The sequence below is a fragment of the Priestia sp. P5 genome (assembly GCF_029522155.1).
Lineage (GTDB): Bacteria > Bacillota > Bacilli > Bacillales > Bacillaceae_H > Priestia > Priestia megaterium_E.
This window is the reverse complement of sequence record NZ_JAKWFJ010000001.1, coordinates 1352396-1378001: the sequence shown is the minus strand read 5'-3', so window position 1 is coordinate 1378001 and position 25606 is coordinate 1352396. Positions and strand designations below refer to the sequence as shown.

Genomic DNA, 25606 nt, shown 5'->3' with positions numbered 1-25606 from the left:
AGACCCTATAGTAACTATAGAGTCTATGTGGGCGGGCGATGAGCCTCCTCGTCGCTTGCGCTCCTGCGGGGTCTCATCTGTCCCGCTCTTCCCGCAGGAGTCTTCGCCTTGCTCTTCAATCAACTGCTAGAATAATAATACTTTAAAAAATTCATGATAGATAACAGGATGACTAACATAATTAAAAATCCTTCTATTAATATCCTTCTCCCTTCTTTTGGGGATTTCTTTTGTTTGTTATGGGCATAAAAAATCAGTTTTCGAAAGGCAACGTGCAGTAAAATGATAAAAAACAACATACCAATCTTTAAGAGAATTAACAGGTCATCACATCCTTTTTAACAAACAAAATAAAGAACGAACGGCCAATTGGTAAATAACTCAGCTATGAAACTTTTTATGTTCTTTGTTCTTTTGATACTCTACAAAAAATGAGACTGGGACTGCTCCAATACCTATTCCTATGGAAATAAACAGCGCCTGGTTTAGCTGAAGACTCGTATTTGCTGCTGCTTTACTATAAATCATAAAACATACGAAGCTTAAAAAGCCTATAGCTAAAGGAATGAGCGCGTGCTTGTACCATTTCATTTTAGTAGCCTCCTCTCTTTTTCAACCCGCCTAGCTTGATAGTGGCAGCATTCTTTTAGATTGAGGGATACACTCAACATTATGTATCAATCATCTTTTATAAAAAGTGACTTCCTAAAATAAAGCTGACTAAAAGAACGATTACAGCTACTCCTCTCAACATATAACTTTGACTTTCACTCAAAGGTTTACCCCTTCTTCCACTTATAACAAGGTGAATGTAAAAAAGATAAAAAGAGAAAAGAAATCCCATGCCTGCTGCCATAGCTATGACCATTTCCAAATTATCACATATCCTTTTTCTTCCTTTTCCTTCTTTTCTTCTTGTTAAACAAGTTTAGCCAAATAGTCAGCATTGCCTCCCTAGAACATACGAGTCCTCTTGAAATCATACAAAAATAAAAAAGGCAGGATTTCTCCTGCCTTTTTGCATATGTAATTCCTCTTCACTATGTCAACTCGGCGCTTTTAGCGAGCATAAAAGCAGAGATACTAAACAAAACAATCAATAAAGAAGCGGCATGTAACAGTAAAAAAAGAAATTTTTGACCGCCTCTAATGAAGAGCGAATAAATCATTCCTAGGATTGTTACTAAGATTAAAAGTGCTGCTGCTATTTTAATTACTATAGCAAAGAAAGCTCCCGCAAATACAATTGACGGAATAAAAGACGCTACAATAATGATATACAAAATCAGTGTAGCAATAAAAGCGTTTTTTGATACGTTTGAAGCCTGTTTAAACGAATTCCCCATATAATCTCCTTTCTCATTTTAAAACTGCATCTTTTACTATAATACAAGTGTATAGAGGACACAATTAACTTTTGTGAAAACCTTAATAAGTTAAGCTTGATCACCAATAATATGGGCTATATTTTTGAGATCTTGTTTGCTTAGTTTATCAAATGTTGTGGCTGTTTTGTTGTTTGAATTATTTGTTGACAAATAGCCTTGAAGAACGCTTTGTAGTCTTTACTTTAAAATCAATTCATACTAAAACTCTCTCTTCCGATAGATAGACAGCGCAATAAAGTAAGAAGCAATATACATTACCATCCCAAAGAGAGTATATAAGATAGGAACATGCAAAGAAGAAGCGATCGGTAAGCTTGATGCTGCTAATATTTCAACTATATACCCAACAGCTCCCTGTAAAGCAATCGCAACGAAGAGGCCTCCCATGCCCCCTCCAAGTACTATTCCATCAGATTTCTCTGCTCCGAATACGTAAAGAAGCGGATAAGCAAGTGCACCGGCAAAAAGTACGATAAATGTACCAAACGAAACGATATTTGCTATATCCTCTACTTCACTTTGAGAAATAAGCGAATACATTGAGAAAACACCATAAGATAGGATGGTTCCGCTGACGACAATTAAAAAGTAAAAAACATAGTGGCTTTGCACCACATTTTTTCGACTAATCGGAAGAGTAAGCACGTATTTGTCATAGCCGGTTTTACTTTCTAATTTGATCACTTCAAGCGCTGGCATTGCCATTAATAAAATAATTAACATCGCTATAATACGGTAAAATGAAGGATCCGCAAAATAAAAGATGACCGCAGAAATAACTATGGCGAGCGCTGTGTAAGTCAAAAAGCTTCGGTGAATGAGGTAGTAGTTCGTTAACAATAGACCTCTCATTTACGTTTCACTCCTCGTTAAAAGCACGCTTAGTTCTTCCATAGACATCGGTTCAGTTATAGTTTCATCTGGCAGCTGATGCTTATCTGATACGAGTACACGGACAGATTTATCATACGTTCTTTTTGCCACTACTACATCTTTAGGAAGTAAGTTCAGCTGTTCTTCATTCATAACGGCAATTGCATACTCTTGAAAAACTTTCTCTTTTTCTTCATTTAATAAGATTTCACCGTTTTTAATCACAACAAGATGGCTCGCGATTTTTTCGACGTCGCTCATAATATGAGATGAAAGCAGTATTCCGCTGTTCCCATCGCTGACAAAAGCTTTTAATTCATCTAATATCTGCTCTCTAGACGAAGGATCCAATCCTCCTGTCGCTTCATCTAACAGCAATAGTTTAGCACCGTGAGACAGCGCTACCGCTAGAGATAATTTCATAGACATGCCGCGTGAAAACGTATGTATTTTTTTATCTTCTGGCAATGAAAAAGAATGAATCAACCGGTGAAAATTAGCTTCTTCCCAAGAATTAAATAGTTTCTTAAAAACGTTGTTTAACTGTTTTATCGTTAAAGAAACCGGCAGATTAATCGCATCAAACACGACTCCAATGTCTTCTTTAATCGTCGCATCTTTATTTAAATTGTCTTCACCAAATATTTCGACCGTACCGCTATCTCTCGAAATTAATCCTAGTACTGCTTTAAACGTCGTCGATTTCCCTGCTCCGTTATCACCAATAAATCCAACAATCGATCCAGGAGGTACATTAAATGAAACATCTTTTAAAACCTCATTTTGGCCAAACGATTTTGCCATGTTTCTAACTTCTAAAAGATTTGTCATTTGCTCACTTCACTTTCTCTATTGGTAGAGTTAGGTGTAATCTTAGAAAGTAACTGATTTAGTTATTTTGACGGCACTTTAAATCACCTTTTATTTACAAAAATGACTATTTAATACCAATTATAGCTAGTAAACTAGAAAAAGTCGATGATAACATAAAGGTTTGCTGCCCCTTCGTTTGTTTTTGATGACCGTAATATGTATGACAACATCTGCCTGTACTATTCTTGCCTGAGCTATTTAGCAAAATCACAAATAAAAAAAGGATCTGCTATAAAAGATCCTTTTTTCTTCACTATAATTGATGACCCTGCTTTTTTTCTTTTTCACTTAATACATAGTCGGTTATAAAACCAAGAATAAGTCCGATGGCTACCGGTATCAAACCGCCTTGTGCTTCCATTTGAAAATTTTCCGGTTCATTTACATAAATCCATTGAACTGAAAGCAACGAAATATGAAATGTATTTCCGATGAAAAATAAAAGTGCTATCGTTCCAAGCGTTACGCCGAATGAAATGATGTATTTCTTCACTGTACCCCTCCTTTCATTAAAAGGCTGCTCCAAGCAAAGCAACCTTTTAATTTCTTTATTTTGCTTCAAGCACTGCCTTTTCTTGAAAAACCTTTTTTAATACAAGAGATTGAAAGATCATAAACAAACTGCCCGTCATCCAATACAAGACGAGACCTGACGGTGAAAATATCCCAAAAGAAAGGACCATGACAGGCGAAAGAATTTGGGCTAGCAGTGCGTGGGATGAATTCATTCCTTCTACGCCTGTTTGCATAACTCTTCCCTGTAAGTACGTAGCAACCGCTGCAACGATTGGAAGAATAAAATACGGATCCGAGTGCCCTAAATCTAGCCATAAAAAGGACGATGCGCTAATCTCATCTATTCGTCTAATCGCATAGTACACGATTGAAAAGACAGGAAGCTGAACAAGTAAAGGAAGGCATCCCATAAGAGGATTGGCTCCATTTTCTTTAAGCAGTTTCATCATTTCACGCTGATATTGCTGCTGACTCTCACTATCCTTATCTTTGTACTTTTCTTTTAGCTCTTGAAGCTGAGGCTGTATACGTTTATTGCTCAGCTGATTTTTATATTGAAGAATGTTTAAAGGCGCCAGCAGCATACGCACGCCCACCGTCACAAGCATAATTGAAAAACCAATACTTTGATGAAGCCACGTATTTCCTATAAATAAAATGAGCAGTGAAAAAGGATAAATAAAATAGTGATCAAAAAAGTGAGTGTGCGAACTTTGAATAACGTTTGATGAATCACAGCCGGCAAGTAGAAAAATGGAAACAAAAATAAAGAAAAGCTTCTTTTTATGTTTTAACATTTATATTCCTCCAGTATTTTTTAGTTAAACGAAAAAAATACTGGCGAATGCGGACCTTCATCATCTTGTTCACCTATTGCTTCTTGTCTGTGAACAGAATATATAAATTTAAATTTGTAATACACGCAGCATATGAGATCCTGAGCGCTTAAAAGATTCACGTTTTGTATAAGATACATATCCGTTTGCTGCAGACAAACATGCTTATGTATTGTTTGAAATGTAGCTAGTTTAATAGCAGCATGCACAAAGAATGCCGTCATAATCGCAAATGATAAATACACTAAAGCATCCGGTATAAACAATTCCATTTATTCACATCCTTATGGATTATTGTATCATATTTTCCTTAATTTAGGTTAAATGTTTTATGAAGCAGATTTAATCTAAGGTAGCCCGCAAAATCGATTTCCTTATAGGAGTCAAAAAATAAGTTTCTTTTTGTAGCTGTCATTATACGGTTGATGAAATGACGTATAGACAATATACCGGGACACATATAATTCTAAAAATTTCTACTTTTATTAGTAAAAAGGATATTATTCCTTTTTATGGTATAATCAAAAAATATCATTTATAGGGAGTGAATCTATTGGAAACTAATACAAAACCTCAAGTAAACACCAACTCTATTGTTTCTCTAACTCTAGGTATCCTATCCATTTTTATTCCAATCATCGGGTTTATTACAGGTATTATCGGCATTATCCTCTACAAAAAAGCATCAAATCAAATAGCTGCTTCCAATCAAGGCGGTAAAGGACTCGCAATTGCAGGATTGATTTGCAGTATGGTAGGCGTAATTTCTCAGCTGTTCTTTGTATTGGGGATTATTACGTTTATGTTTGCGGGCACGACGGTTGACTATGAATAAAACAGGTAAATTAAAAAATGTAAGAAAAACGTGGTTTAGATAAGATTATTCAAATTTCTACATGAAAGAATAAAAGCTTGATTTTCGACTATCCGAAGATCAAGCTCTTAAAATTTAAACGTTAACTATGACTCATTGTTACTAGACCTATAGCTTTTAATGTAAATTGCAAAGGAGAATACAAAATTAAATCTATCGTTGAATCTAGAATAAAAGAAATAGTGATTGTTCTACTTACTTTACTGCTAGTCATCTCTGTGTTGATTAACTGTTCTAGCTATTTTAATAGTACTGAAATAAAAATGTTGACCTCAAAGTGTTATGATAACGGCGGAGACACGATAGTAGAAATACATAATCCAATTACCAATGACTATTCTTTTGAATGTAAATAGCTGAGTTAAAAAACAGCTGGTCACTTAACAAGATTTTTAAAAGAGGGTTAACGATTTAACCCTCTTTTATACGTTAAAATATAGACGTATCAAGTCAATAAGGAGCTTTTTATGAAACATGTCATATTAGGTATCTGCGTCTTTGTATATGCAGTACTACTAGACTACCTAAAATATAACTACGGTCTTAACCTTATAGGAAAGGTGCTAATACTGTCCGTTTTAACTGGAGTTACGTATAAAATTATTGAAAAGATATACGGGAACAGAGCAGCTACACCAAAGGACGAAAGGTAATTTTGAGCGGGCTTACGATTTTGATTATTACTGCAGCATGCTTACTAAAGGTTCTCTACACGAGAACCTTTAGTAGTACTTTTATGTACATGCTATGAAAAAAGATTGCCGATGAAGATAATAAATCCCGTCACTAGAGTTAATCCAGCACTAATTACTACTGTCAAAATACTTCTCACAGCCGATACCCAATTGTTTATTCCAAAGAACCCTGCGATGCCGGTAAAAAATAGAATAATCGCTACACAAAAATTTATATTTAATAATGAAGGGTGATTAAAAGCGAAGAAAAATAAACCAACCCACAGTAACGACAAAATAAATGACCAAAAGTTAATGATTCGTGCCACTCCAATTAGCCTTCTTTCTATTTGAAATCTCTCTGTTTAAAACAGCTTAAATTATTTATTTCAAATCTGTTTTTAAACGCTGCAAGAAAAAGTCACATACTTCCATTTGAATACACTGCTTCTTTAAACTGCACAATAAATATTCTAATTCAAATTCCTGATAAAAAATGTTAGTCACATACATTTTTAATTCTTCTAGCGTAGGTGGTGTCGGCGCATATACGTTCTCTAACGAAAGGGCAAATTGAGAGAACAGCTGATCATTTTGATAAAAGACGGAAATGTCTTCACCTTTGATTCGGCAGCTAAACACACCTAGTATTTTTAAAAATGCCTTGACTTGGTTTTCTTCAAATTCATGATCAATCGCAAACATAAAAAAAGGATGTTCCTCTGCGTTGATCATGTGCTTCATGAGACTCATTTGATATTTTAGTAATTTTACTTCTTTTACTACGTCCAACTTCTTCCCATCTTTCTTAAAAAATGATTATATTATACTCTGTGAATTTTACCATAATCTAGTAGTGCCAATAAACCGTTTGTAGGAGATCACTTTGTAATGAATGGAATAATAAGGTATATTATAATAAATGGGAATAATTTCATAAATTGAAAGCGAGGATACATATGGTACTATTAATGATTGCTGCTATTATCGGGGTGTCCGTCATTTTGGATTACTTTATTTTTGACTATGAAGATAAGCACTGGGGCTGGTTGAAGAAAGCTTCTAAACCCGTTAGAAGAAGTGTTATTGGCTGTTACTTACTGATGTTGTGCGTTATTTATTTTGGTTTGAGTCTTCCGTATATTAAGCCTTTTTTGTAAATATCAGTGCGGTTAGCCTATAACTCTTATCTAAAAGTTATAGGCTAACCAACTCATTTAACCACCACTACAAATTGTTTATCTTCAAATGTAAACAGCTCCCCTAATTCATAGATATACTTCTTTTTGTCTAATTGATAATGCTTTCCAAAATACAGGGTTTTTAAGTTAATACTCGTGTCTAGACTTGAATCTTTTTCTTTTGCTTCATCACCGTCTAAACACAAATATAATTCAATGTGACAGCCCTCTATCAGCTGTTCTTCAATATAAGTAAACAACTCTCTTATTGATTTAGAATGTGCATCACAAGATAATTCATAGATATATGGCAAGGTAAATACATGCTTTATGTCGCTATACCCGTCGGTTAAACGATTAACACTAATACCGTACGCATCTTCTTCTTTTTCATAGATTGTAATCAACTTTTCTTTTGTGCCAAAACTCCCTGTAGGCAATTCATAGGGAGATCCTATATAGTGATGTACGGTCATATTCGTCACTTCGCTTTCTCATTGCTTATGTAAAATACTATCATTCTATCACTCTTATTAAGATTACATACAAATACAAGGAAAATATGTATAATAAAACCAGGAGGTGACAACATGAAGAAACTACTGCCTTTTTTATTTTTAGCCGCTCTTTACTTGTACGACTCTTCATACAATCATACTGCTTTTTTACATAAACCGGTTGTTTCTGCGTTTTTATACGTAGGTGCTATTTTAATTTGTGCGCTATTATTTGTAAATGTAAAAAAAGATCGAGCTGTTTAAACAAGGAGATTACTATGAGCTATAAAATTGTATTTTTTGACGTAGATGGAACTCTTACGCATCATGAAAAAGGGACGATCTCCGCTAAAACTCGAGAGATTGTAAAAAGCCTAAAAATTAAAGGATTAAAAGTCGTAGCCGCGACAGGCAGGCCTTTATCTCTCTGTGAAGAAATTAGAGAATTAGGTATAGATACGTTTATTACCGCAAACGGCGCGTTTACTGTACATAATGAAGAAGTCATTCATAAGCTGTCCATGGATAAGCACGTTACGCGTGAAGTCTTTGAATACGCGGCATCAGAAAAGCACGGACTTTCATTTTATACAAAAGAGCTCAGCATGAACGGGATCAAAGATGATAATATTTTAAAAGCCCTGAAGGAAACGTTATCGCTCAGTGATTATCCTCAAATTAATGAGCGTATTTATGATGAAGATATTTATTTAATGTGCTTGTATGCCGATGACAAAACCGCCGAGCAGTATGCACAGCGATTTCCTCATTTACTGTTTAAAAGGTGGCACCCTTTTATCGTAAGTGTTCTTCAAGAAGAAATCACAAAATCGGTAGCTATCCTGAAGGTTTTACATTATTTTAACATCCATCAATCTGACGCCATCGCATTTGGAGACGGAGAAAATGATATTGATATGATAGAATTAGCCGGCCTTGGAATTGCGATGGGCAACGGATCTGATAAGTTAAAAAACGCCGCTGATTTTGTTACGAAGAAATCCGGTGAAAACGGAATTGAGTTTGCCCTTAAAAATTTTGGCATTTTATAAGAAAGCAGTACGCCTAGATAATTTATCTAAGCGTGCTTTTTTCTCTCCATAAATGTTTCAGGATGTAGCTCCTCGGATTGAATGACAATGGCCGTCATGCCTTCTTCACTTCCCGACGTATGCCACTCTCCTTTTTCCCACAGTGCTGCTTCTCCACGTCTAATGGGTATTCGTTTTTGATTCTCTCCTGTTACCCACCCTTCACCTTCGACTACGATAAACAGCTGAGCGATAGGCGCTGGGTGGTGTCCTACCGTTCCTTCTCCATCTATATACATATAGCCAATCGTAGACGCTTCGTTTGTTTGAATCATTTTTACGTAAGTAGCTAAATGCGACTGATATTTTTCTACATTTTTGCCGTTTTCTTTGCTGCATGTATAGATTTTCAATGTGCACCTCTTCTTTGTTCATTACGATTTTTTATTTATTTTTATTGCGTTTAAGATACTCGGGCGGAGAAACAGACTCAACGAGTAAAGCACCGTCTAGCTGATCACGCGGTACAAATAAAGTCGGCATAGTACCGCTTTCTAAAAAGATCGTTTTAGTGAATATCCATTTGTTGTCTGAGTTTTTTTCAAGCTGTGAGAAATCTGTAAATAACGCCGGTGACTGCACTTGATGCATGTAATCTTCTAGACTTTTTTTAGGCGGCTTCTCTATTTTGTATGGCTGCCCTGTATCCGTATGTATTTCACCTTCGTACATAAATAAGCCTAAGTAATAAGACTGTTCCTTTATTTCACTAGAGACAATTGCTCCTAGAGGTTCAAATCCCGTAAACGTTTTGTATTGCTTAAAAATATGAAGGTTATGAGCCCAGATAATGATCTTTTCATCAGGATACAGCTCCTGACAAATCCACTCTAGATTTTCTTTCATTCTTTTTTCTCTTACTTTTTTATAGGTTCGGTGGTTATGGTGAATATGGTTAATAAAATATAAGCGATTTTGCAGGCATCGAATAATTATTTTAACTTTACATACAAGCTCTTGATTTTCAAGATACAAAACGTATTCTTCATGTAGATAAGCTTCTAAGTCCGCTATTACTGCGCTTGCTTTTTCTTTAAACTCTTCAAACTCATGCAGCATTTCTGCTGGGACTTTTTTTCTTCTCGCTTTATATTGCCCTAGCTGGTAGTACCATTTATATACGCCTGCTTCAATGTATTCTATCTTTTCTATCACGTCTTCAGACACTACGGGACTCAGCTGCTGAACAAATTTTATGAAAAGATCAGGATTAGAAGAAGGATTAATATCTATTCCTATTAAACTTAAATCTGATTTTTTCATTAGCTGAAACAAAGACAGATTTTCTTTTGTTGCCCATAAAGAATAAATCGCGTTTTTTAAAAAGTCTTCATCTGTAAACTCTTCCTTTAACTCATTAGCGCTATGGCATTCCGCTAATCCACTTTCAAATGCCAGTACGGTAAAATTCATTTCTTTATGTAGAAATTCTATTATTTTTGACTTCATCATATTATGTTCTCTTATGTTATGACCGTTTTCCCCTAACCACACAACTCTCTTATCTTTTACGATATGACGGAGAAATTCAAACTCTTGCGGCGTACATTCAGTTGGTTTGCTTAAATGGATTGAGTTTTCAGATAGCCATTCTATAGAGTTTAAATACTTCTCTTTTCCTCTAAAAAAAATTCCCATACCCTATCCCCCTTTGCTGCATTACCTATTACTTCCATCTTACTAAAATACAGCTAACACTTCACTATTTATGTCCAGTAGCTGATCATTAGCAAAAAGACCTTATATATCTATAAGGTCCTAGCTTTCTAGAATCTTAGATTAATCCCTTCTGAGCTTTCTCCAAACGTTCTTTGACTATTTTCTTAAACGCATGAGAATCATCTACGCGAATGGCCACCTGCTGGTATTTCTTTTTAATTCCCATAAAAAGCGTCGCCTCTACTGGAGATTTTAATGTTAGTAAAAGATCAGGATGCACGGTTTCAAAATCGCGTGCGATAAATTCAATCGTGGTGTTAGGTACTTTTTGCTCGAGAATGTGAGCGTCTTCTACTATCTCAGCAATGTCTCTAAATGGTATCTCCATACGCTTAGCTAAACCAAATGAAATGTATAGACGATCATCTTCAACTCGTAAAGGGTTAAGCCTTAATGCCTGAATGTCTCCTATGAAGAAAACAATGCTATAAATATTAAGGATCAGTAAAACGACTGAAAGAATGATAGACGTATTGTGTAGCAGCCAGTGAAGCCCTAATGTTTCAATGACAATCGCATGAATAATCATAATTTGAAACGTGACAAAACTTGAGCGTTTATACAGGGTAAAGGTGTTGGCTTCATCATTCGGCTTCTTCTTCCACGTTCCAAACGCATAGTAAAACATCAGCATTTCTGAACACAGTATGTGGATAAAAGTTTGTTTGGGGAACTTTTCGTTTATAGCCCGCGAAAAAGAAAATAAAAGCGGTAAAGAGCTTGATCTGATCCTTCTTAAAATAGGCGGTACGTTTTTAATTAGCATAAACAGCAGTGAAAGTTCAAACAAAATAAGCAGTCCTTCTATGCCAACCCCTAGCCACATAACCGACTGAAAAGAAGCCAAATATTCACTTGGAATGATAAAACGCGCAGCCACGAGGCCTGTTGCCATTAATACAATAAAGTACTTTAGACTGAACTTACGTTGCCAAGCTAGAAATAAGAGCGGAGCCACAAGGCTTAAGTCTAAAATAGAACCTACTACTACTCCGTTGAAATCACCAGGCAACGACTGAAGTCCAAAAGAAGAATGATACAACACGTAATTTGAACTTATTACTAACAGCAGTAAAAAAAGAGCGACAAAAGAAACTGTTTTTTTATGAAGAACCAAACAACCCACCTCACTTTTAGTTGGCGAAACATTACAATTCCTGTTACTTCCATTTTAGCAGTGTAGTTGATTTAAGTCACTTTGTAACATGGCTTTGTGTTATAAAATCCATTTAAAGATATCGACTTTTTTATCGTTATTACCTGAAATTGTCTGAAGAAGCTTCCACCCTCTGTTTTGGTAGTATTCAGAGGCGGTTTCAGTCTTTAAATAAAGCTCTTGATATCCTAAGCTCTTAATTACCTTTAATCCTTCTAGTATGAGAGTTTGACCAACACCTCTACTGCGATGTTGGGGCTTTATGTACAAGGAAGCAAGCCAAGGTTTGTATACATCTTGTGTTTTTAAGTCGTTTTCAAAAATTGATACGGTCCCTAAGCACGCTTCTCCTTCTAGCGCAATGAGTGTAAGAGGCAAATCATCTTTCTTTGTGTGTGAAAAGAAGGTTACAGCTTCTTCAAAAGTCATGCTGCTAGTTGTTGGTTCCACAAATTCTTTATAAATCATAGCGGCGACTTCTTTAATATAATCAGGATGATTAGACAAGAAATCAACTGTCACGGTTTTTCCTCCGCGTCTTAATGGTTCTCCTCATTTCCATATGCACGCCCTTTCTTTTTCAAATGCTAGACACGTATTCCGCTATATGAAAAGCCTTTAACATCTGCAATATATTTTAGATTTCAACTTTTATTGCTGTAGTTCATGAGTATTCTGGAAACAGACTTTAAGCTATCTCCTTCAAAAGATAATTTGTAGATATCAGGCATCTGTAAGCTCTTCCAAAACTCAAAATCATACTTTGCATCAAAATAATTCATGATTAACACCATGATGTTTCCATGCGTTCCAACAACAATATTTTTTCCTTGATACTTTTCTAAAATGTTACAAATACATGCTATGCCTCTTTGCTGAGCTATGATATTTGACTCTCCTCCTGTTAGAGAAAATAAAGGATCTTTCCACACTTTTGTGATTGCTGTTTCGAAATCTTCTAAAGGATCCGAGCTTAATTTTCTTTCTTTTAGATCATATGCCAGTTCAATATCTAAATTGAATTGATTAGCAATTCCTTCGACTGTTTGAACAGCTCGTTGATACGGACTGGAAATCACAAGATGTATCTCTTCGTTTTTAAGTGAACTCGCAATTTGCTCAGCGTCTACCATTCCTTTTTTTGATAAAGGTCTATTCACTTCATCAGGTGTATATATCGAATGAGCATGCCGGATCAAATATAAATTTGTCACATTTTCTCTCCTCTTAAAACTGTTGTGTATGTATAATTCATCTTTTCATGTTAGAAGCGCCCTACATCTCAAAAAAGCTATGCCTTTCCACTCTACAAACCCTAAGCGAAAACGTTTGATACCATTCTGTTTTTCCTTTGTGCTGGGCTGCACGGTGGGCTGAGTTTTCTTTCCACATTTTGATTGATTCTAAAGAATCCCAGTATGAAATGGTAATGCCTAAATCTTTGTCCCTGGCACTTTCTATTCCTAAAAAGCCTTTTTGATTAGATGCAAGCTCTACCATTTTGTCTGCCATGATTCCATAACCCTTCTCACCTTCCGTTCTTTCAGACGCGAAAATGACAGCATAATAAGGGGGCTCAGGGGTTTTAGCAATTCCAGACATATTGATTTCCTCCTTTAAATAAAGTCAAATTAATAACAAAAAGAGTCTAATGTGAAGACTCTTTTACTCTTGATACGTAGAAGCTACTACTTTATATTTTTTCACTTTTGCTAGTTCTTTATCAGGGATTTCCGATGAAGTAGCGTCAAAAGGAATGGATTTTCCAGGATTCAGCTGCGCTTCTTCGGATTGAAATATAGTTCCTATAAACTCATTTTGTTTTCCATATAAGGCTCCACCAACCAGAATATATTCAGTAGATTCTTTGGTATTGTTTGTAGCTGTTCCGTTGATATGTAGGATGTGATTCTCTTTTTCCTGACTCATTGCGTCGCCTTTAATTTTCAAGCTCTGTACATTACTTGCAGGTTTTATCGGATTAATCTTGACCTTTACATTATATGTATCTGGTTCTTTATTAATAATTCCTTCCGCTGAAATGTACCCTTCCTCGCCCGGCTTTAGTACATAGGGAGCAAGATGAACGTCGGGGTCACTTGGAATAATATGCGGATCAAGGACTTTTCCAGTTTTGTTTACATATTTTATTGTTGTATCGTTTACATTAAGCGTTTTGTCACTTTCATTTTTTATAACCGCAGAATAGCTCAGTACGTTATTATGAGTGATCGAATCTGCAAGTGTATAACTTTTTTCTTCTACTATTTTTATTTTTTCATCCTTTGTTTTCTCTTTCTTATGCTGGGCAGTGTCCGTTTCCTTGTTGCATCCAGCCAGAATGAACAAGAATGCTAGGAGTATTCCTAGCAGCAGTCTTACTTTCATGATGATTCCTCCGTTTAATACTATTTTTTTCACAAATTCCATTATAATACTTTTTTGGATTTATCTAAAGGGGATTTCACACCTAATTAGAATTTGCTAAAACTATAATTAGATAAATATTCCATTTATATGATATAGTCTTTATATGTAAGTAATAAACAAAGAGAAATGGAGTTTCAACATGAGGAACATAAGCAAGATAACAGCTGGGACCATTACGATAGCTTTGGCGCTTGGATTAATGGGGTGCAGTCACACGAGTTCAAACAATGAAAGCATAGATGGAAGCGAGGAAAAAAAAGAGCTGGCCATAGAGCTGAAATTTCTGCAAAACGAGTCCGAACGCTTAATCAATAAAGACGGAAAGATAGAAGATAAAACGTTTCAAAGCTATAAAAACGATTTTAACCTGCTGTCTGCGTCTATTAATAGTACGTCAAAAGTAGAAACACAAAGTGATAGCGAACTAAAAGAAAGCATAGCGCAATTAAAAAGAGATGTAGATGCATTAACAGAAAAAGAATATGTAAAATCTTATAAAAGATTTAATTCAAGCAAGACTATCTATGAAGTTACGCTCATGAACAATATGCATGACGTTATAGATGCAACAAAAACGTGGGAAGGAAGCAATAACGTGTCAGATTCATTTGATGATAAACACTTCCATTCTTCTGAAGCACAAATAAAAAAAGATATGGGGCCTGCGATTGATCATATTAACACCGTATCTAAATATAAAATAGAGCTCATGCAAGACGAAATCCAAAAGCATCGCGATAGTTTCACCCAGCTGCAGCTCGAACAATTAAAAAAAGCAACTTATAATTTTAATTTATCTCTCAACGATCAAATTAAATCGATTCAATTCTATCAACCTATAAGTGGAGATTATAATGTAAGCAGAAACTTTAGCTATGATTCCTATGATAAATATACGAATGCCTGTGTATACATTACCGACTTTGAATCTAATTTAGGAATTGCTAAGGCCGGTGAGTTTTAAAAAAACCTCTCTAAAATTAGTTTTAGAGAGGTTTTTTTGCTGTATTCATTACAAGCGCTAGTTCTTTATATCTTTTAACGCTCTATAAGCATTTGCTTCTCCTGAACCAAATAAAGCGTCATGTCCTTTTTTTCCATAGTCAAAAGCTGTTTGCTTAATACGTGCTGTTACTTGAGCGGGTTTATACTCAGGATGAGCGGCTTTAAGAACTCCTGCAATTCCAGCTACTTGAGGAGTTGCCATGGAAGTACCGGCGTTTAACTCATAGGAAGCCCCTAAATAAGTCGGCCATGTACTTAGGATTAAATTGCTTGGATCAGCCGCTGCTGGATCATTGGTTTTGGCATATTTCTCTCCCAAATCCCCTCCTGGAGCCGCTACGTCAATAGCACTGTTTCCATAATTAGAGTAGAAAGCAAGCTGCTGAGTAGACCATTTTGTAGAAGCCGAGACATTAATCACTCCTGGCATTTGTGCCGGCACGACAGTTGCAGGACCTTTGAAACTTATTCCATACGGTTCATACAGGGTATTTAAAAAGTCGTTTACTTCCTTTTTATTATCTAAATTCAAACTTTCATTTCCGCTACCGGCTACGACCGTTACGTCATTTTTCACGGCGTACTGAATAGCTCTTTTCCAAAGCAGCGTTTCAGCGATTGATTTATAGCTTTCTCCTTCAATAGTCATTTTGTTATTATTATAGAAACGAAGAGACATATTAATAACATCGACTTTATCATTGGTTGCGGCAATAATTCCGTCTATAATCCAAGCAGGCATTCCAAGAGCTTGCTTTGAGTACAGTACGCGATAAGAACGTATTCCTAGTTCTGGTCCTACTCCTTTTACTTTTCCATTCGCTCCGATGATCCCAGCAACATGCGTACCGTGTCCATTGCGATCTTTTATATCTGCGGGATCCCCAGTTTCCGATTCGTCCATTCCGGCCGGAACAAGATTACGTCCGCCTAGTATATTATCTTTTAAATCAGGGTGAGACTCGTCAATACCCGTATCAATAACTCCCACCACTGCTTTATGAGTTGTACTACCATCTTTATTTTTATATCCGCCTGTTTCTACATCATAAGATTTTCCGCCATTTGTCACTCGTTGAATATCCCACTGAGAGTCCCAATAATTCTCTGCATTCTGTGAGCTGATAATACTAGACTGATAGTTGTAAAGACTATATGCTGTTTTTTCCAATCTTAGAGGAATTTCCCTGTTGGCAGCTTCGATTGAAGAATTACCTTTTAAATTGTTAAGAAAAGAAGCCTGTTCAGATTGAGCTTCTATTCCTCCTACTTCAGGCAGAGCTTTGGTGACTTTCCCACCTGCTTTTTGGATAATCTCTTGATAGTTGTCTGGTAATCCATTTTTAAAAGCAATTGTGTATGTGTTACTTATCTTTTGATCTTGACTCTTAGCTTGAGTAGGAACTCCGCCAACGGCAAACACTCCTGCTCCTACCGCAAATGAAAGCACCGTATGTAGAATTTTTTTTTGCATATGTCCCCTCCTATATATGGAAATATTTATCATATACTATCTTATTACACAACCTTTAAAATTCCAAGTTTTTCTAATAGATTACGATTATTTAAAATAAGACTTGGATTATATTTCATAAATAATAACCAAAATAAGGGATTTAAAAGAGCTTTATAGCTCATTTACCGCCTAAAAAAACCTTATTAGTTGATGTATCAAGTAATAAAGAGTAAAGTTTTCCTATAATAAAGATTAAAAGCGAAAGGATGAATAAGATGTTTAAAGACGGTTATGTAAAAGTGAATGATGTAAACCTTCATTACGTAACAAAAGGTGAAGGCGAGCTTATGCTGTTTTTACACGGATTCCCTTACTTTTGGTACACGTGGCACCATCAGTTAGAAGAGTTTTCGAAAGATTACCGCGTGGTAGCTGTAGATATGCGAGGCTATAATTTATCAGATAAGCCAGAAGAAATTTCTTCTTACAGCATGCCCCTTTTAATGGAAGATGTAAAACAGTTAATTGAAGCATTTGGTGAAAAAGAATGTGTGTTAGTGGCACATGATTGGGGCGGCGCTGTTGCATGGGCATTTGCTTATACATATCCGCAGTATGTCAAAAAATTAGTCATGTTTGATGCACCGCACCCTTACACATTTATAAGAGAGCTTGCTGAAAACCCTGCTCAGCGGAAAGCAAGCAGCTATATGAGCTTTTTCCAACAGCCAAATTCTCAGGATGAGCTACTCGCGAACAATAGTGAAAAGTTAAGAAACATGCTGACGGAGCCCGGCATCAAAAAAGGCTACTTAACTAAAGAAGAAGAAGCTAAATACGTACAGGCGTGGAACCAGCCGAATGCGATGAAATGCATGCTTAACTACTACCGTGCTTCTTCCCTTTATCCGTTTGAAGAGCGCGTTCATAAACCTGTTGCCCTGCCGCATAAAGTATTTCACTCTCCAACTTTAATTGTATGGGGAAATGCGGACGAAGCGTTTGAAAACAGTAATTTAGATGGAATTGAAGAGTACGTTCCAAACGTAACGATTCACCGCTTAGACGGTGTAGGACATGCGCCTCAGCATGAGCAGCCCCAAAAGGTGAATGAATTTATGAGAGACTTCTTACGCAAATAAAACCGAAAAAGACCGAAAAGTACAGGATACAACGGCTTTGCAGTCTTTTTTATAGATTATAAAGTATATTATCAATTATTCATTTCTATTATTGGATTATTTTTCAACGTTTCAACAGATGTACATGGGGTATAAATTTTACTGTACAGATGCAGTCCCCCAAAGGAACATGTACATTTCTTTCTTACTTACCCTTTTTGGAACTCTCTTTTTTGAGGGTTCTTTTTTTATGCATTTACTCTTTCTCTATCGGAAGAACAATCTTAAACAATGCTCCTCCCGTCTCCTTGTTATCGGCTGTGATGCTTCCTCCGTGGTTTTTCACAATGGAATGAGCAATGTAAAGACCTAGTCCCAAGTTTCCGTGGCCGCTTGTTCTCGACGCATCTTCTCTGTAAAACTTTTTAAACAGCTGTTCTTTGTTCGATAGTGTAAACCCAGGACCCGTATCATATATTTCAAAGATTACTTCGTTATAATGAATGAGGGTATTCCAAACTATCTCCCCTCGTTCAGGCGTGTAGCGAATACAGTTTGTGATGATATTATCTAATACTTGAGAAATGCGTTGAGGATCTCCGTAAAATTGATTGGATGCATCTTCTACACTAATTAAAGATACAAATGCAATCTCTTTTTTTTGACATAAAAGCTGAAACTCGTCCGCTTTCTCATGAACAAATGTATAGATATCAATAGGTTCCCGTTTTACAGTAAAGCCCGGATTTTCTATGACAGATACTTCTTGTAGCTGATTTAATAGTTGAATCGAACGCTGTGTATTTGTGTAGATCGTATGTAAATATCGATTAAGCCTCTCCCGGTCCTTTTTGCTTCCTTCTACTAAGATTTCCGTATGTCCATGAATAATCGTAAGAGGCGTTCGTAAATCATGCGCAATCGCAGCCGTCATATCTTTGCGGTCTTCTTCTAGCTGCCACTGTTTAGATAGCGATTGCTTTAATTCTTTTCGCATTTCTTCAAAGGCATGCAGCAGCTGACTTAATTCTTTTGCGTCTTGAGTCACGGACAGCGAAAAATCTAAATTATTATGCTGAATATTTTTGGCTGCGGTCATCAGCTCATTAAAAGGCCGTTCAATTTTTTTGCTAAATCGTCTTCCAAACAAATAAGCAAACAAATAAAAGTAAAGAAACGGGCTGGCTAACGATAAAAACGTTACAAGCGCAACAATCCATTTAATATTTGGATTAGCCGAAGCCACATTTAATTGATATCTTAGAGCAATCGCCCCGTTTACTTCGTCTTTTGAATTAAAAAGCGGATAGACTTTTATAATATATTTACCTGAATGAATATTTGTATTGACCTGAGAATAAAGATCCCGTTTATTTTTTATGTATGAAGTGGACATGGATCCATACACGATTTCTCCTTCTTTATTTATAATTTGATAATCCATTCCTTCTAGCGGAATCACCGCTTCTACTTGGCTTTGAACATCTTTCGAAAGAAGCTCATCCTCTTTTTTATTCACAAACTGCAAAATATCAGGAATTTGTTTTTCATAATAATTTGCTGGATTCAGTGCTCCGGGCATAAGAAACCAGTTCACTAAGATGACAATTCCCCACGTTAAAAGCGTCGCAAGCAGGCTGTACAGCAAAATCAAATGAAAAGATAAAACAAACTGCGCTTTTAACGTCGCCCGGTTCATCCATTTTTTTATTTTACCCATTTGTAGCCAATTCCCCAAACCGTTGAAATGTAAGGCGTTTCGTCATACTTTAATAGTTTTGCTCTAATTTTCTTCACGTGTTCTGTAATCGTAGACGAATCTCCTTCCGCGTCGTAGCCCCAAATTTTTTCATACAGCTGCTCACGTGTAAACACCTGACCTGGATGAAGAGCGAGGAAATGAATAACCTCAAACTCCCTTGAAGTAAACGGAATCACTTCATTGTTATGTAAAATTTGATAGCCGTTTAAATCGATAGTTAACTCTCCAAAATGAAGCCTGTTATAGGAGTTGCTGCTAATTCTCTGTTCTCGGCGCAGATGGGCATAAATGCGGGCTTTTAGTTCTTTCATACTGAAAGGCTTAACTAAATAATCATCTCCACCGACTAATAGTCCTTTTACCCGGTCCTGCTCCGTTTGCTTTGCGCTTAAAAAGATGATGGGACATGATATGCTTTTTCGGATCAGTTCACAAAGAGCAAAGCCGTCCATACCTGGCATCATCACATCCAGCACAATTAAGTCTGGATTTATTTTTAGCTTTTTTAACGCTTCTTGCCCTTCGTAAGCGAACAACACCTCATATCCTTCATCACTCAGCGCATCTTTCATAAATGAAATAATGTCTTTTTCATCATCTACTAACAAAATTGTTTGCTTCATCTCCAGCTCACCCTACCCATTCTTTCTTTTTCCATACGAATAGGTTTATTATAAGGCTAATAAGCAAAATTGGAAATAATAGGTTTACTAAAAATTCAGAGTTTGGCTTGCTTAATTCATGAAAAACAGAATCCGTTACGGAGAAAAAGAAGCTTAATTTATCTGACACATACACGCTTCCAATCAAAGCACCAATAGTTGCTACGTAAGATAAAATGGAATTAGGCATAAGAACACTCATAATACTCCCGATGCTAATAACCGCTATAAAGATACAAAAACAAATCCCGTAAAATTTGAGCGAATATAGCAACGCCCCTAAAGTCCCTAGCGTATGTCCGCCTAAAAACGTCGTTTCATTTACATGAGGCATAGCTATTTTTCCAAGGCATGTCCCCACTACCCACGTAATACAAAGAATAATAAAAACTAGTAAACATTGAACCGCCCACTTTACAAAAAACAGCTTCAAACGATGATGCGGTCGAATTAATACCATACGTAGCGCTCCGGACGTGTACTCGCCGTTAAAACTATCTGCCACAAACATAGGAATAACAATAAACGTAATCACAAACGATAGGTCTCGAAGAAGCAGCGGTGCTGCATTTAAAGAATCAATTTTCACATCATGCTCTGCATCAAAAAACGAAATGCCTCCCCTTTGAAAGAAAATGAACCAAATAAAAGCAAGTAATCCTATGTACACACCTAGTACCACCGCTGTCTTTTTCCGTTTGAACGTTCGCTCTAATTCACTGATAAAAAGTCCTGTCATCATGTCTTCTCTCCTTTTATAGAAATGATTCTTTTTTTCGAATAGCTAAATACGTTAAACCACCAAAGAATAAAATATAAAATCCTAACACGCCAAAATTCCACCCTACAAACTGCGGTTTTTCCGCCATCATGACTGTAATGCCCTGCCATTGAATCATCGGTACGGAAGTAAAAAACAGCTGTCCAAAGAGCTCTTCACTCATCCACTGCCTAAATCCTCTTAATAAAGTCGGGTACGAAAACGAGATTAGTATAAAAGCCACGCCGATTCCAACAGCCGTAGTGGTCGTTTTACTGATAACAGAGATAAAAAACAGCACACAGCATATCGCAATCGTCGTTAAGTAGGCATATCCATAGAATACAAGATTATATACTAGCGCTTCTTTTATGCTAAAAGCATGACTGTGATAAAATACAAAGTAGCTTTGCGGGTGTTCAAATATCAGAAAGCCTATCACATAGCTCATACAAAAATACGTAATAAAAAACAGTAAATTAAACAGCAAAATCACTGCGGCTTTTGCTATGATAATTTCTTTAAACGAATACGAGCGGATCATGACCATTCGCAGCTGTCCGGATCTGTACTCTTCAGTAACAACGAGCGTAATAAAAACTAAAAACATTCCATTAAAAAGGGTAAATAACATTTCGGCTAAGCTCAGTACAGGAAAGTTTCCCGCAAACGTATACTGTGGTAAATCGACTGTGAGTGCTCCGTTTTCTTTTTGGAGATAGGAAGAAGCGACCAATAGCACCACCGGCACTAATAGAAAGGTCAGCCACGTCACTTTTCGTTTCCAAAGTCTTTCCCACTCCGCTACTAACAGCTCCTTCATTGTGACACCAGCTCTACAAACGCATCTTCAAGATTTTTACCAGATGCCAGCTGATCTAAAGCGCCGTCCCACATTAGCTCTCCTTCTCTCATCACCACAATTTGATCACACACTCGCTGTAATTCATCCAGCAAATGACTAGAAATCAAAATCGTTTTGTTATAATCGCGTTTTAACGTAAAAAGCAGCTCGCGCAGTTCACGTACGCCCATTGGATCTAAGCCGTTGGCTGGCTCATCCAGTATTAATAAGTCCGGGTCGCCTAAGAGCGCTTGAGCAATGCCAAGCCTTTGCTTCATCCCAAGAGAATACGTTCGAACTTTATCATTTTCCCTGCCGGTTAATCCTACTATATCAAGCACTTCTTTTACTCTTTGCTGCCTCTCTTGTTTTGTCGAAAATGAATGCAGTCGAGCTAAATTTGTCAGGTTTTCTTTTCCTGTCATATAAGGAAAAAAGATGGGGGACTCTACAATCGCACCAACGCTTTGCAGCGCTTCTTTTCTTTGTGAAACAATATGTTTATTATTAATAAAAACTTCTCCCCCAGTTGGTTTAATCAACCCCGTCAATAAACGAATTAACGTCGTTTTACCAGCTCCGTTTGGCCCTAGCAGTCCGCATATTTCCCCTTCGTTAATTTGAAACGATACTTCTTTTACTAAGTGGCGACGCCTTACTTTTTTTGAAACGCTTCTTACCTCTAAAATAATATTTTTCATATTAAATCCCTCCTACACGTAGTATAGGAGGGATTTATAAAGGATTTATAAAGTTTATAAAAATTATTGTACAGGTTTTTTAGCTAAGATATAGGATACCACTGCGAATAAAAGCAAAAACATGGATAAAAACACATAGCCCGCACCTTCAAAGCCTCTTACCTCTACATAGCTAATATAAAAAAGAACAGCGGCAGCAATAACGGTTAGCATTGAAGGAATCATTCTAATGACCTTGTTCCACTTCATCTTTCTGAACAGCCAGGTTACAAGGAGTAAAAGCACACCTAGCAGCAGTGCAATAAGTAAAGGACCGCCTATCATCATCGTCTATCAACCTTTCAAAATATCTGTTATTGAGGAACATACATAGAAAAATTTTTAAGTGTTGTGTTTAATTTAGTTTTTTATTCCCTTTTCCATAAATCACAACTGTGTAAGAATCACCTTTCACTTTATTTTTCATTTCTTTTGTTTTAAGAAATTCATCGATAATTCCTTTAAGTTCATCGGCAAATTTCTTATTATCTTCGGAAACGCTTAATGAAGTGTAGATAAATACTTGTGGTTCGGGATGAACAGAATAGCCTACCATCTTTACATGATATTTCTCTTTTCCAAATAAGTCTTCACCCACATCCGTAACAATAGTTCCCCATCGATTGTCTTGGTCACGTTTCTTAAGGTTTATTTTCTTTATTTTTATGGAAGCATTCTCTGCCTTATTCTCAGCGAGAACAGCCTGAATGAGGGCTTTTATTTCTTCTACTCTCTTTTCTGTATCAGGAATTTCCAGTTCTACTCTTGGCGGAGATTTAAAACTAACGTTAGCTATTAAAAAGTCATAATGATGCTTCTCTAATTCTATAGAAATATCAGTTTGAATCTTTTCAATTTTTTTCTCTTGTGCATTCGGTTCCGTATAGACATACGGCTCCATTCTTTCAATTTTAAACGTATAGGCATCATATTGCCTTTTAGACAAAATGTTGGTTGCAATATCAGTTATGTCTCCTCGAACCTTATTAAAATACTTCTCCGAACCTTCTACCGATACAACTAATTCTTTTTTTCCTCCATAATAGGTCTGCCCCACGCTAGCCGTTTTATATCCCTTTTTCTCAAGCTCTTGATACAATACATCGGCTACAGGCTTTTGCTTAAAAATCTGTCCTAAATAAGGGATTTTAGCAGCTACTTGCGCCATTGCTGGAGAAACAAATGCTGAACTAATGAATGCTCCGCTCAAAAGAAAGAGAGCAATACCACAATATACAATATTTCTTAAAAAGCGATTTTGTTTTATAGAAAATAGATTTCTTTTAGACTTTACAGGTGGTAAAGATTCTAATTGATTTATTGTTTCTAAAAGCCTTTGTTTATGCTCTTGCTTTCTCGTTGGTTCCCAAATCAACTCCTCATTCAATTTTCCTAGTGAATTGTCATCTATATAAGAATTAAACGGTTTCTTCATATACATATCCATCCTTTACTAACTGCTTTCTTAAAGCAGGAATTGCTCTGAACTGCGCTGATTTTACTTTGCTTTCAGACCACCCTAAAATAGTCGCTGTATCTTTAACAGAAAAACCTTGAACTTTGCGCAGTAAAATAACTTTACGATGTGAATCTTTAAGCTTTCCTAACGCTTGATACAGCTCTAAAGAGGTTTCTTTAAGCTCAATCATCTCTTGAGGTAAACGAGCATGATCCTTTTTCGAAAGAAGAAAGTCTTTTAAAAGACTAGTAGGCTTTTGTTTTCGAAAATAATCCATCATTACATTATGGGCAATACGAAACAACCACGTCTTTTCACTAGCGTTTTGCTGAAATAAATCATAAGAAAGATAGGCTTTTACAAATGTTTCGTGAGCTAAATCTTCAGCCTGCTGATAATCTTTTACAAGCATCAAAATAAATTTTAATAAGGCGTCACTATGTTCGTCATACCAACGCTCAATCTCTTCTTTTTTCGTATTTTCCAATGTTCTGACCATCCTTTTAACTAATATTCGTTACTTAGACGTAATCTATAAAAAAAAGTTGTGGTTTTTATTTACAAAAATAAAAAAGCTCTCCTGTGCAGAAAGCTTTTACTATCACAATCTATGAAATTTTCAGCTAACCAGCAGCTTACGGTTCCGAAATTCCATTCGCAATTGCTAATAAAAAAATCAAGCCAGAAAGCAACACAAAAAAGGTGCCATTTGCTATAATACTAAACCACACAACGCTCGGCTTTTTTGTTCGAACTCCTAAAGCTAATGCCACAATAAAGCCAACATCTATCGCAAAAAACAGCCACAGCAGAATGGTCAAATCACCGGTTTCACTTGGAAAAATTGAATTTTGGGGAAGCAGCCGATTTGCAAAAAATACAACAAACGCGGCCGCCAGCAAAATAACGGTTAATCCAATCGGTTTATTTTCTTTTGATATACTCATTTTGAATATCCTCCCAACTAAAAGGAATAATACCATATTACATTTGAATTTTTGTGAGTTTTAGTAAAAAATCCAGCACACAAAAACGCTTGGACATTTCCCAAGCGTTTTTTCGTCTATTTATTTATCTGAAATACCCGACTGCATTTCGTAATTTCTTACGAGCATACTGTTTGATTTTAGCATTCCAAACTTTTCATAATAAGGAACTAAGTCATCATCACAACACAAATCCACCATATAAATATCATCAAGCTCTTTTAACATTAGCTTTACTAACTCTTTGCCTATGCCTTTACTTTTATACTCTGGTAAAACTTCAAGGAACGGAATATAGGCAGATAGAACTCCATCGCTGATTGCTGTTATAAACCCAACCGCTTGATTAGTATTTTCATCTAGCGCAATGACCACTTTACTGCTGTTTTTCAACAGTTTTAAGTGAGTTTGTGGATTTGGAGGGTTGGGCCAATCCACAAAAAAACCTTTCAACATATCAGATGAAATTTCATTAAGACAATTTTTATATATCATTATATATCAACTCCTAATTTATTTTTTTGTAATTAGGCAGATGATATATCAATAGTAAAGTAACAAAACAATGACCTCCAAACATTTCTCCAGCTACTATAAGATATTCGACTTAAAAACAAAAAACCCCTTTTACTGTACACTGCTTTGTAATAATCACGATCAACTATTTACCTCAGATAAATTATATTCTTCAAATCAACTACCC

34 protein-coding genes are annotated in these 25606 nt (G+C 36.2%); 6 read left to right on the top strand and 28 right to left on the bottom strand.

Translation table 11 applies throughout. The annotated features are described in order from the left end of the window. Positions 1–381 precede the first annotated feature (381 nt). The 7 genes from MMB69_RS07430 to MMB69_RS07400 all read right to left on the bottom strand — a co-directional run bounded on the left by MMB69_RS07430 (position 382) and on the right by MMB69_RS07400 (position 4758). A complete protein-coding gene (locus tag MMB69_RS07430; protein ID WP_221785432.1) occupies positions 382–591 on the bottom strand; it encodes a hypothetical protein in 210 nt (69 codons plus the stop codon). Positions 592–1040: 449 nt separating this feature from the next. After that, the gene (locus MMB69_RS07425; protein ID WP_221785431.1) at positions 1041–1346 is read right to left on the bottom strand and encodes a hypothetical protein; all 306 of its coding nucleotides are present in this window, start codon (positions 1344–1346) and stop codon (positions 1041–1043) included. A gap of 240 nt (positions 1347–1586) precedes the next feature. Next, a complete protein-coding gene (locus tag MMB69_RS07420) occupies positions 1587–2240 on the bottom strand; it encodes an ABC-2 transporter permease (RefSeq protein WP_221785430.1) in 654 nt (217 codons plus the stop codon). Continuing rightward, entirely contained in the window at positions 2241–3092 is an 852-nt protein-coding gene (locus MMB69_RS07415; protein WP_221785429.1) for an ABC transporter ATP-binding protein, read from the bottom strand. 295 nt (positions 3093–3387) lie between these two features. Then, the gene (locus MMB69_RS07410) at positions 3388–3627 is read right to left on the bottom strand and encodes a hypothetical protein (RefSeq protein WP_277447496.1); all 240 of its coding nucleotides are present in this window, start codon (positions 3625–3627) and stop codon (positions 3388–3390) included. A gap of 55 nt (positions 3628–3682) precedes the next feature. Further along, the gene (yidC, locus tag MMB69_RS07405) at positions 3683–4447 is read right to left on the bottom strand and encodes a membrane protein insertase YidC (RefSeq protein ID WP_277447495.1); all 765 of its coding nucleotides are present in this window, start codon (positions 4445–4447) and stop codon (positions 3683–3685) included. 20 nt (positions 4448–4467) lie between these two features. Continuing rightward, on the bottom strand, positions 4468–4758 hold the full coding sequence (locus MMB69_RS07400) for a hypothetical protein (RefSeq protein ID WP_221785426.1): 291 nt from the start codon (positions 4756–4758) through the stop codon (positions 4468–4470). A gap of 281 nt (positions 4759–5039) precedes the next feature. Between MMB69_RS07400 and MMB69_RS07395 the strand changes: the two genes are divergently transcribed. After that, positions 5040–5321, top strand: coding sequence for a DUF4190 domain-containing protein (locus tag MMB69_RS07395; protein ID WP_277447493.1), 282 nt, complete (start codon positions 5040–5042; stop codon positions 5319–5321). 784 nt (positions 5322–6105) lie between these two features. Here the strand turns inward: MMB69_RS07395 and MMB69_RS07390 are convergent. Both MMB69_RS07390 and MMB69_RS07385 read right to left on the bottom strand, forming a co-directional pair. Beyond that, positions 6106–6363, bottom strand: a complete 258-nt coding sequence (locus tag MMB69_RS07390) for a hypothetical protein (RefSeq protein WP_098113676.1) — start codon at positions 6361–6363, stop codon at positions 6106–6108. Between the two features lie 55 nt (positions 6364–6418). Beyond that, a complete protein-coding gene (locus tag MMB69_RS07385; RefSeq protein ID WP_221785424.1) occupies positions 6419–6826 on the bottom strand; it encodes a DUF1878 family protein in 408 nt (135 codons plus the stop codon). 167 nt (positions 6827–6993) lie between these two features. Here MMB69_RS07385 and MMB69_RS07380 point away from each other — a divergent pair, with 167 nt between their 5' ends. After that, positions 6994–7194, top strand: a complete 201-nt coding sequence (locus MMB69_RS07380) for a hypothetical protein (protein WP_277447492.1) — start codon at positions 6994–6996, stop codon at positions 7192–7194. A gap of 53 nt (positions 7195–7247) precedes the next feature. Here MMB69_RS07380 and MMB69_RS07375 read toward each other — a convergent pair whose 3' ends face one another. Continuing rightward, positions 7248–7691, bottom strand: coding sequence for a hypothetical protein (locus MMB69_RS07375; RefSeq protein WP_264409256.1), 444 nt, complete (start codon positions 7689–7691; stop codon positions 7248–7250). A gap of 114 nt (positions 7692–7805) precedes the next feature. Between MMB69_RS07375 and MMB69_RS07370 the strand changes: the two genes are divergently transcribed. Beyond that, on the top strand, positions 7806–7976 hold the full coding sequence (locus MMB69_RS07370; RefSeq protein ID WP_221785422.1) for a hypothetical protein: 171 nt from the start codon (positions 7806–7808) through the stop codon (positions 7974–7976). Between the two features lie 14 nt (positions 7977–7990). After that, positions 7991–8764, top strand: coding sequence for a Cof-type HAD-IIB family hydrolase (locus tag MMB69_RS07365; protein WP_277447491.1), 774 nt, complete (start codon positions 7991–7993; stop codon positions 8762–8764). A gap of 26 nt (positions 8765–8790) precedes the next feature. On the opposite strand, the gene MMB69_RS07360 is transcribed toward MMB69_RS07365, so the two are convergent. The 7 genes from MMB69_RS07360 to MMB69_RS07330 all read right to left on the bottom strand — a co-directional run bounded on the left by MMB69_RS07360 (position 8791) and on the right by MMB69_RS07330 (position 14066). After that, a complete protein-coding gene (locus MMB69_RS07360) occupies positions 8791–9156 on the bottom strand; it encodes a cupin domain-containing protein (RefSeq protein WP_277447490.1) in 366 nt (121 codons plus the stop codon). A 31-nt stretch (positions 9157–9187) separates the two neighbouring features. Further along, positions 9188–10441, bottom strand: a complete 1254-nt coding sequence (locus tag MMB69_RS07355; protein WP_277447489.1) for an erythromycin esterase family protein — start codon at positions 10439–10441, stop codon at positions 9188–9190. Positions 10442–10577: 136 nt separating this feature from the next. After that, entirely contained in the window at positions 10578–11648 is a 1071-nt protein-coding gene (locus tag MMB69_RS07350) for a beta-carotene 15,15'-monooxygenase (RefSeq protein ID WP_481861866.1), read from the bottom strand. A gap of 90 nt (positions 11649–11738) precedes the next feature. After that, positions 11739–12200 carry a GNAT family N-acetyltransferase gene (locus MMB69_RS07345; protein ID WP_221785419.1) on the bottom strand — a complete coding sequence of 154 codons (462 nt, stop codon included), beginning with the start codon at positions 12198–12200 and terminating at the stop codon, positions 11739–11741. A gap of 122 nt (positions 12201–12322) precedes the next feature. Continuing rightward, positions 12323–12892 carry a histidine phosphatase family protein gene (locus MMB69_RS07340; RefSeq protein WP_264408128.1) on the bottom strand — a complete coding sequence of 190 codons (570 nt, stop codon included), beginning with the start codon at positions 12890–12892 and terminating at the stop codon, positions 12323–12325. Between the two features lie 61 nt (positions 12893–12953). Beyond that, a complete protein-coding gene (locus MMB69_RS07335; RefSeq protein ID WP_277447487.1) occupies positions 12954–13280 on the bottom strand; it encodes an antibiotic biosynthesis monooxygenase family protein in 327 nt (108 codons plus the stop codon). A gap of 63 nt (positions 13281–13343) precedes the next feature. Beyond that, complete coding sequence (locus MMB69_RS07330) at positions 13344–14066, bottom strand: FxLYD domain-containing protein (RefSeq protein WP_277447486.1); 723 nt, start codon at positions 14064–14066, stop codon at positions 13344–13346. Between the two features lie 181 nt (positions 14067–14247). Here MMB69_RS07330 and MMB69_RS07325 point away from each other — a divergent pair, with 181 nt between their 5' ends. Beyond that, positions 14248–15072: a hypothetical protein gene (locus tag MMB69_RS07325; protein ID WP_221785416.1), complete on the top strand. Its 825-nt coding sequence runs from the start codon at positions 14248–14250 to the stop codon at positions 15070–15072. 57 nt (positions 15073–15129) lie between these two features. Here MMB69_RS07325 and MMB69_RS07320 read toward each other — a convergent pair whose 3' ends face one another. Next, entirely contained in the window at positions 15130–16587 is a 1458-nt protein-coding gene (locus MMB69_RS07320) for a S8 family serine peptidase (protein ID WP_277447485.1), read from the bottom strand. A 257-nt stretch (positions 16588–16844) separates the two neighbouring features. Here MMB69_RS07320 and MMB69_RS07315 point away from each other — a divergent pair, with 257 nt between their 5' ends. After that, positions 16845–17711 (top strand): alpha/beta fold hydrolase, encoded by an 867-nt coding sequence (locus tag MMB69_RS07315; protein WP_277447484.1) that lies wholly within the window; start codon positions 16845–16847, stop codon positions 17709–17711. Between the two features lie 235 nt (positions 17712–17946). Here MMB69_RS07315 and MMB69_RS07310 read toward each other — a convergent pair whose 3' ends face one another. The 10 genes from MMB69_RS07310 to MMB69_RS07265 form a co-directional block, all read right to left on the bottom strand. Then, entirely contained in the window at positions 17947–19410 is a 1464-nt protein-coding gene (locus MMB69_RS07310; protein ID WP_277447483.1) for a sensor histidine kinase, read from the bottom strand. Beyond that, positions 19398–20075 carry a response regulator transcription factor gene (locus MMB69_RS07305; protein WP_264408135.1) on the bottom strand — a complete coding sequence of 226 codons (678 nt, stop codon included), beginning with the start codon at positions 20073–20075 and terminating at the stop codon, positions 19398–19400. Before MMB69_RS07305 ends, MMB69_RS07310 begins: the two co-directional genes overlap by 13 nt. A 7-nt stretch (positions 20076–20082) precedes the next feature. Beyond that, entirely contained in the window at positions 20083–20856 is a 774-nt protein-coding gene (locus MMB69_RS07300; RefSeq protein WP_264408137.1) for an ABC transporter permease, read from the bottom strand. A gap of 13 nt (positions 20857–20869) precedes the next feature. Beyond that, entirely contained in the window at positions 20870–21697 is an 828-nt protein-coding gene (locus MMB69_RS07295; RefSeq protein WP_277447482.1) for an ABC transporter permease, read from the bottom strand. Beyond that, positions 21694–22419 carry an ABC transporter ATP-binding protein gene (locus MMB69_RS07290; protein ID WP_264408141.1) on the bottom strand — a complete coding sequence of 242 codons (726 nt, stop codon included), beginning with the start codon at positions 22417–22419 and terminating at the stop codon, positions 21694–21696. Before MMB69_RS07290 ends, MMB69_RS07295 begins: the two co-directional genes overlap by 4 nt. 63 nt (positions 22420–22482) lie before the next feature. Beyond that, a complete protein-coding gene (locus MMB69_RS07285) occupies positions 22483–22746 on the bottom strand; it encodes a YesK family protein (protein ID WP_264408143.1) in 264 nt (87 codons plus the stop codon). A gap of 67 nt (positions 22747–22813) precedes the next feature. Further along, complete coding sequence (locus tag MMB69_RS07280; protein ID WP_277447481.1) at positions 22814–23893, bottom strand: DUF4030 domain-containing protein; 1080 nt, start codon at positions 23891–23893, stop codon at positions 22814–22816. Beyond that, positions 23877–24404, bottom strand: a complete 528-nt coding sequence (locus tag MMB69_RS07275; RefSeq protein WP_264408146.1) for an RNA polymerase sigma factor — start codon at positions 24402–24404, stop codon at positions 23877–23879. The genes MMB69_RS07280 and MMB69_RS07275 overlap by 17 nt, the downstream gene beginning before the upstream one ends. Positions 24405–24552: 148 nt before the next feature. Beyond that, the gene (locus MMB69_RS07270) at positions 24553–24864 is read right to left on the bottom strand and encodes a hypothetical protein (protein ID WP_277447480.1); all 312 of its coding nucleotides are present in this window, start codon (positions 24862–24864) and stop codon (positions 24553–24555) included. Between the two features lie 120 nt (positions 24865–24984). Then, entirely contained in the window at positions 24985–25398 is a 414-nt protein-coding gene (locus MMB69_RS07265; RefSeq protein ID WP_264408150.1) for a GNAT family N-acetyltransferase, read from the bottom strand. Positions 25399–25606 lie beyond the last annotated feature (208 nt).

What these genes read in the sequence shown, in the direction of transcription:
- MMB69_RS07320 (WP_277447485.1), bottom strand. Translation starts at nt 16,587, where the DNA reads ATGCAAAAAAAAATTCTACATACGGTGCTTTCATTTGCGGTAGGAGCA.
- MMB69_RS07370 (WP_221785422.1), top strand. Translation starts at nt 7,806, where the DNA reads ATGAAGAAACTACTGCCTTTTTTATTTTTAGCCGCTCTTTACTTGTAC.
- MMB69_RS07430 (WP_221785432.1), bottom strand. Translation starts at nt 591, where the DNA reads ATGAAATGGTACAAGCACGCGCTCATTCCTTTAGCTATAGGCTTTTTA.
- MMB69_RS07400 (WP_221785426.1), bottom strand. Translation starts at nt 4,758, where the DNA reads ATGGAATTGTTTATACCGGATGCTTTAGTGTATTTATCATTTGCGATT.
- MMB69_RS07365 (WP_277447491.1), top strand. Translation starts at nt 7,991, where the DNA reads ATGAGCTATAAAATTGTATTTTTTGACGTAGATGGAACTCTTACGCAT.
- MMB69_RS07425 (WP_221785431.1), bottom strand. Translation starts at nt 1,346, where the DNA reads ATGGGGAATTCGTTTAAACAGGCTTCAAACGTATCAAAAAACGCTTTT.
- MMB69_RS07300 (WP_264408137.1), bottom strand. Translation starts at nt 20,856, where the DNA reads ATGATGACAGGACTTTTTATCAGTGAATTAGAGCGAACGTTCAAACGG.
- MMB69_RS07355 (WP_277447489.1), bottom strand. Translation starts at nt 10,441, where the DNA reads ATGGGAATTTTTTTTAGAGGAAAAGAGAAGTATTTAAACTCTATAGAA.
- MMB69_RS07305 (WP_264408135.1), bottom strand. Translation starts at nt 20,075, where the DNA reads ATGAAGCAAACAATTTTGTTAGTAGATGATGAAAAAGACATTATTTCA.
- MMB69_RS07380 (WP_277447492.1), top strand. Translation starts at nt 6,994, where the DNA reads ATGGTACTATTAATGATTGCTGCTATTATCGGGGTGTCCGTCATTTTG.
- MMB69_RS07335 (WP_277447487.1), bottom strand. Translation starts at nt 13,280, where the DNA reads ATGTCTGGAATTGCTAAAACCCCTGAGCCCCCTTATTATGCTGTCATT.
- MMB69_RS07285 (WP_264408143.1), bottom strand. Translation starts at nt 22,746, where the DNA reads ATGATGATAGGCGGTCCTTTACTTATTGCACTGCTGCTAGGTGTGCTT.
- MMB69_RS07295 (WP_277447482.1), bottom strand. Translation starts at nt 21,697, where the DNA reads ATGAAGGAGCTGTTAGTAGCGGAGTGGGAAAGACTTTGGAAACGAAAA.
- MMB69_RS07325 (WP_221785416.1), top strand. Translation starts at nt 14,248, where the DNA reads ATGAGGAACATAAGCAAGATAACAGCTGGGACCATTACGATAGCTTTG.
- MMB69_RS07280 (WP_277447481.1), bottom strand. Translation starts at nt 23,893, where the DNA reads ATGAAGAAACCGTTTAATTCTTATATAGATGACAATTCACTAGGAAAA.
- MMB69_RS07415 (WP_221785429.1), bottom strand. Translation starts at nt 3,092, where the DNA reads ATGACAAATCTTTTAGAAGTTAGAAACATGGCAAAATCGTTTGGCCAA.
- MMB69_RS07375 (WP_264409256.1), bottom strand. Translation starts at nt 7,691, where the DNA reads ATGACCGTACATCACTATATAGGATCTCCCTATGAATTGCCTACAGGG.
- MMB69_RS07420 (WP_221785430.1), bottom strand. Translation starts at nt 2,240, where the DNA reads ATGAGAGGTCTATTGTTAACGAACTACTACCTCATTCACCGAAGCTTT.
- MMB69_RS07315 (WP_277447484.1), top strand. Translation starts at nt 16,845, where the DNA reads ATGTTTAAAGACGGTTATGTAAAAGTGAATGATGTAAACCTTCATTAC.
- MMB69_RS07270 (WP_277447480.1), bottom strand. Translation starts at nt 24,864, where the DNA reads ATGAGTATATCAAAAGAAAATAAACCGATTGGATTAACCGTTATTTTG.
- MMB69_RS07330 (WP_277447486.1), bottom strand. Translation starts at nt 14,066, where the DNA reads ATGAAAGTAAGACTGCTGCTAGGAATACTCCTAGCATTCTTGTTCATT.
- MMB69_RS07310 (WP_277447483.1), bottom strand. Translation starts at nt 19,410, where the DNA reads ATGGGTAAAATAAAAAAATGGATGAACCGGGCGACGTTAAAAGCGCAG.
- yidC (WP_277447495.1), bottom strand. Translation starts at nt 4,447, where the DNA reads ATGTTAAAACATAAAAAGAAGCTTTTCTTTATTTTTGTTTCCATTTTT.
- MMB69_RS07290 (WP_264408141.1), bottom strand. Translation starts at nt 22,419, where the DNA reads ATGAAAAATATTATTTTAGAGGTAAGAAGCGTTTCAAAAAAAGTAAGG.
- MMB69_RS07265 (WP_264408150.1), bottom strand. Translation starts at nt 25,398, where the DNA reads ATGATATATAAAAATTGTCTTAATGAAATTTCATCTGATATGTTGAAA.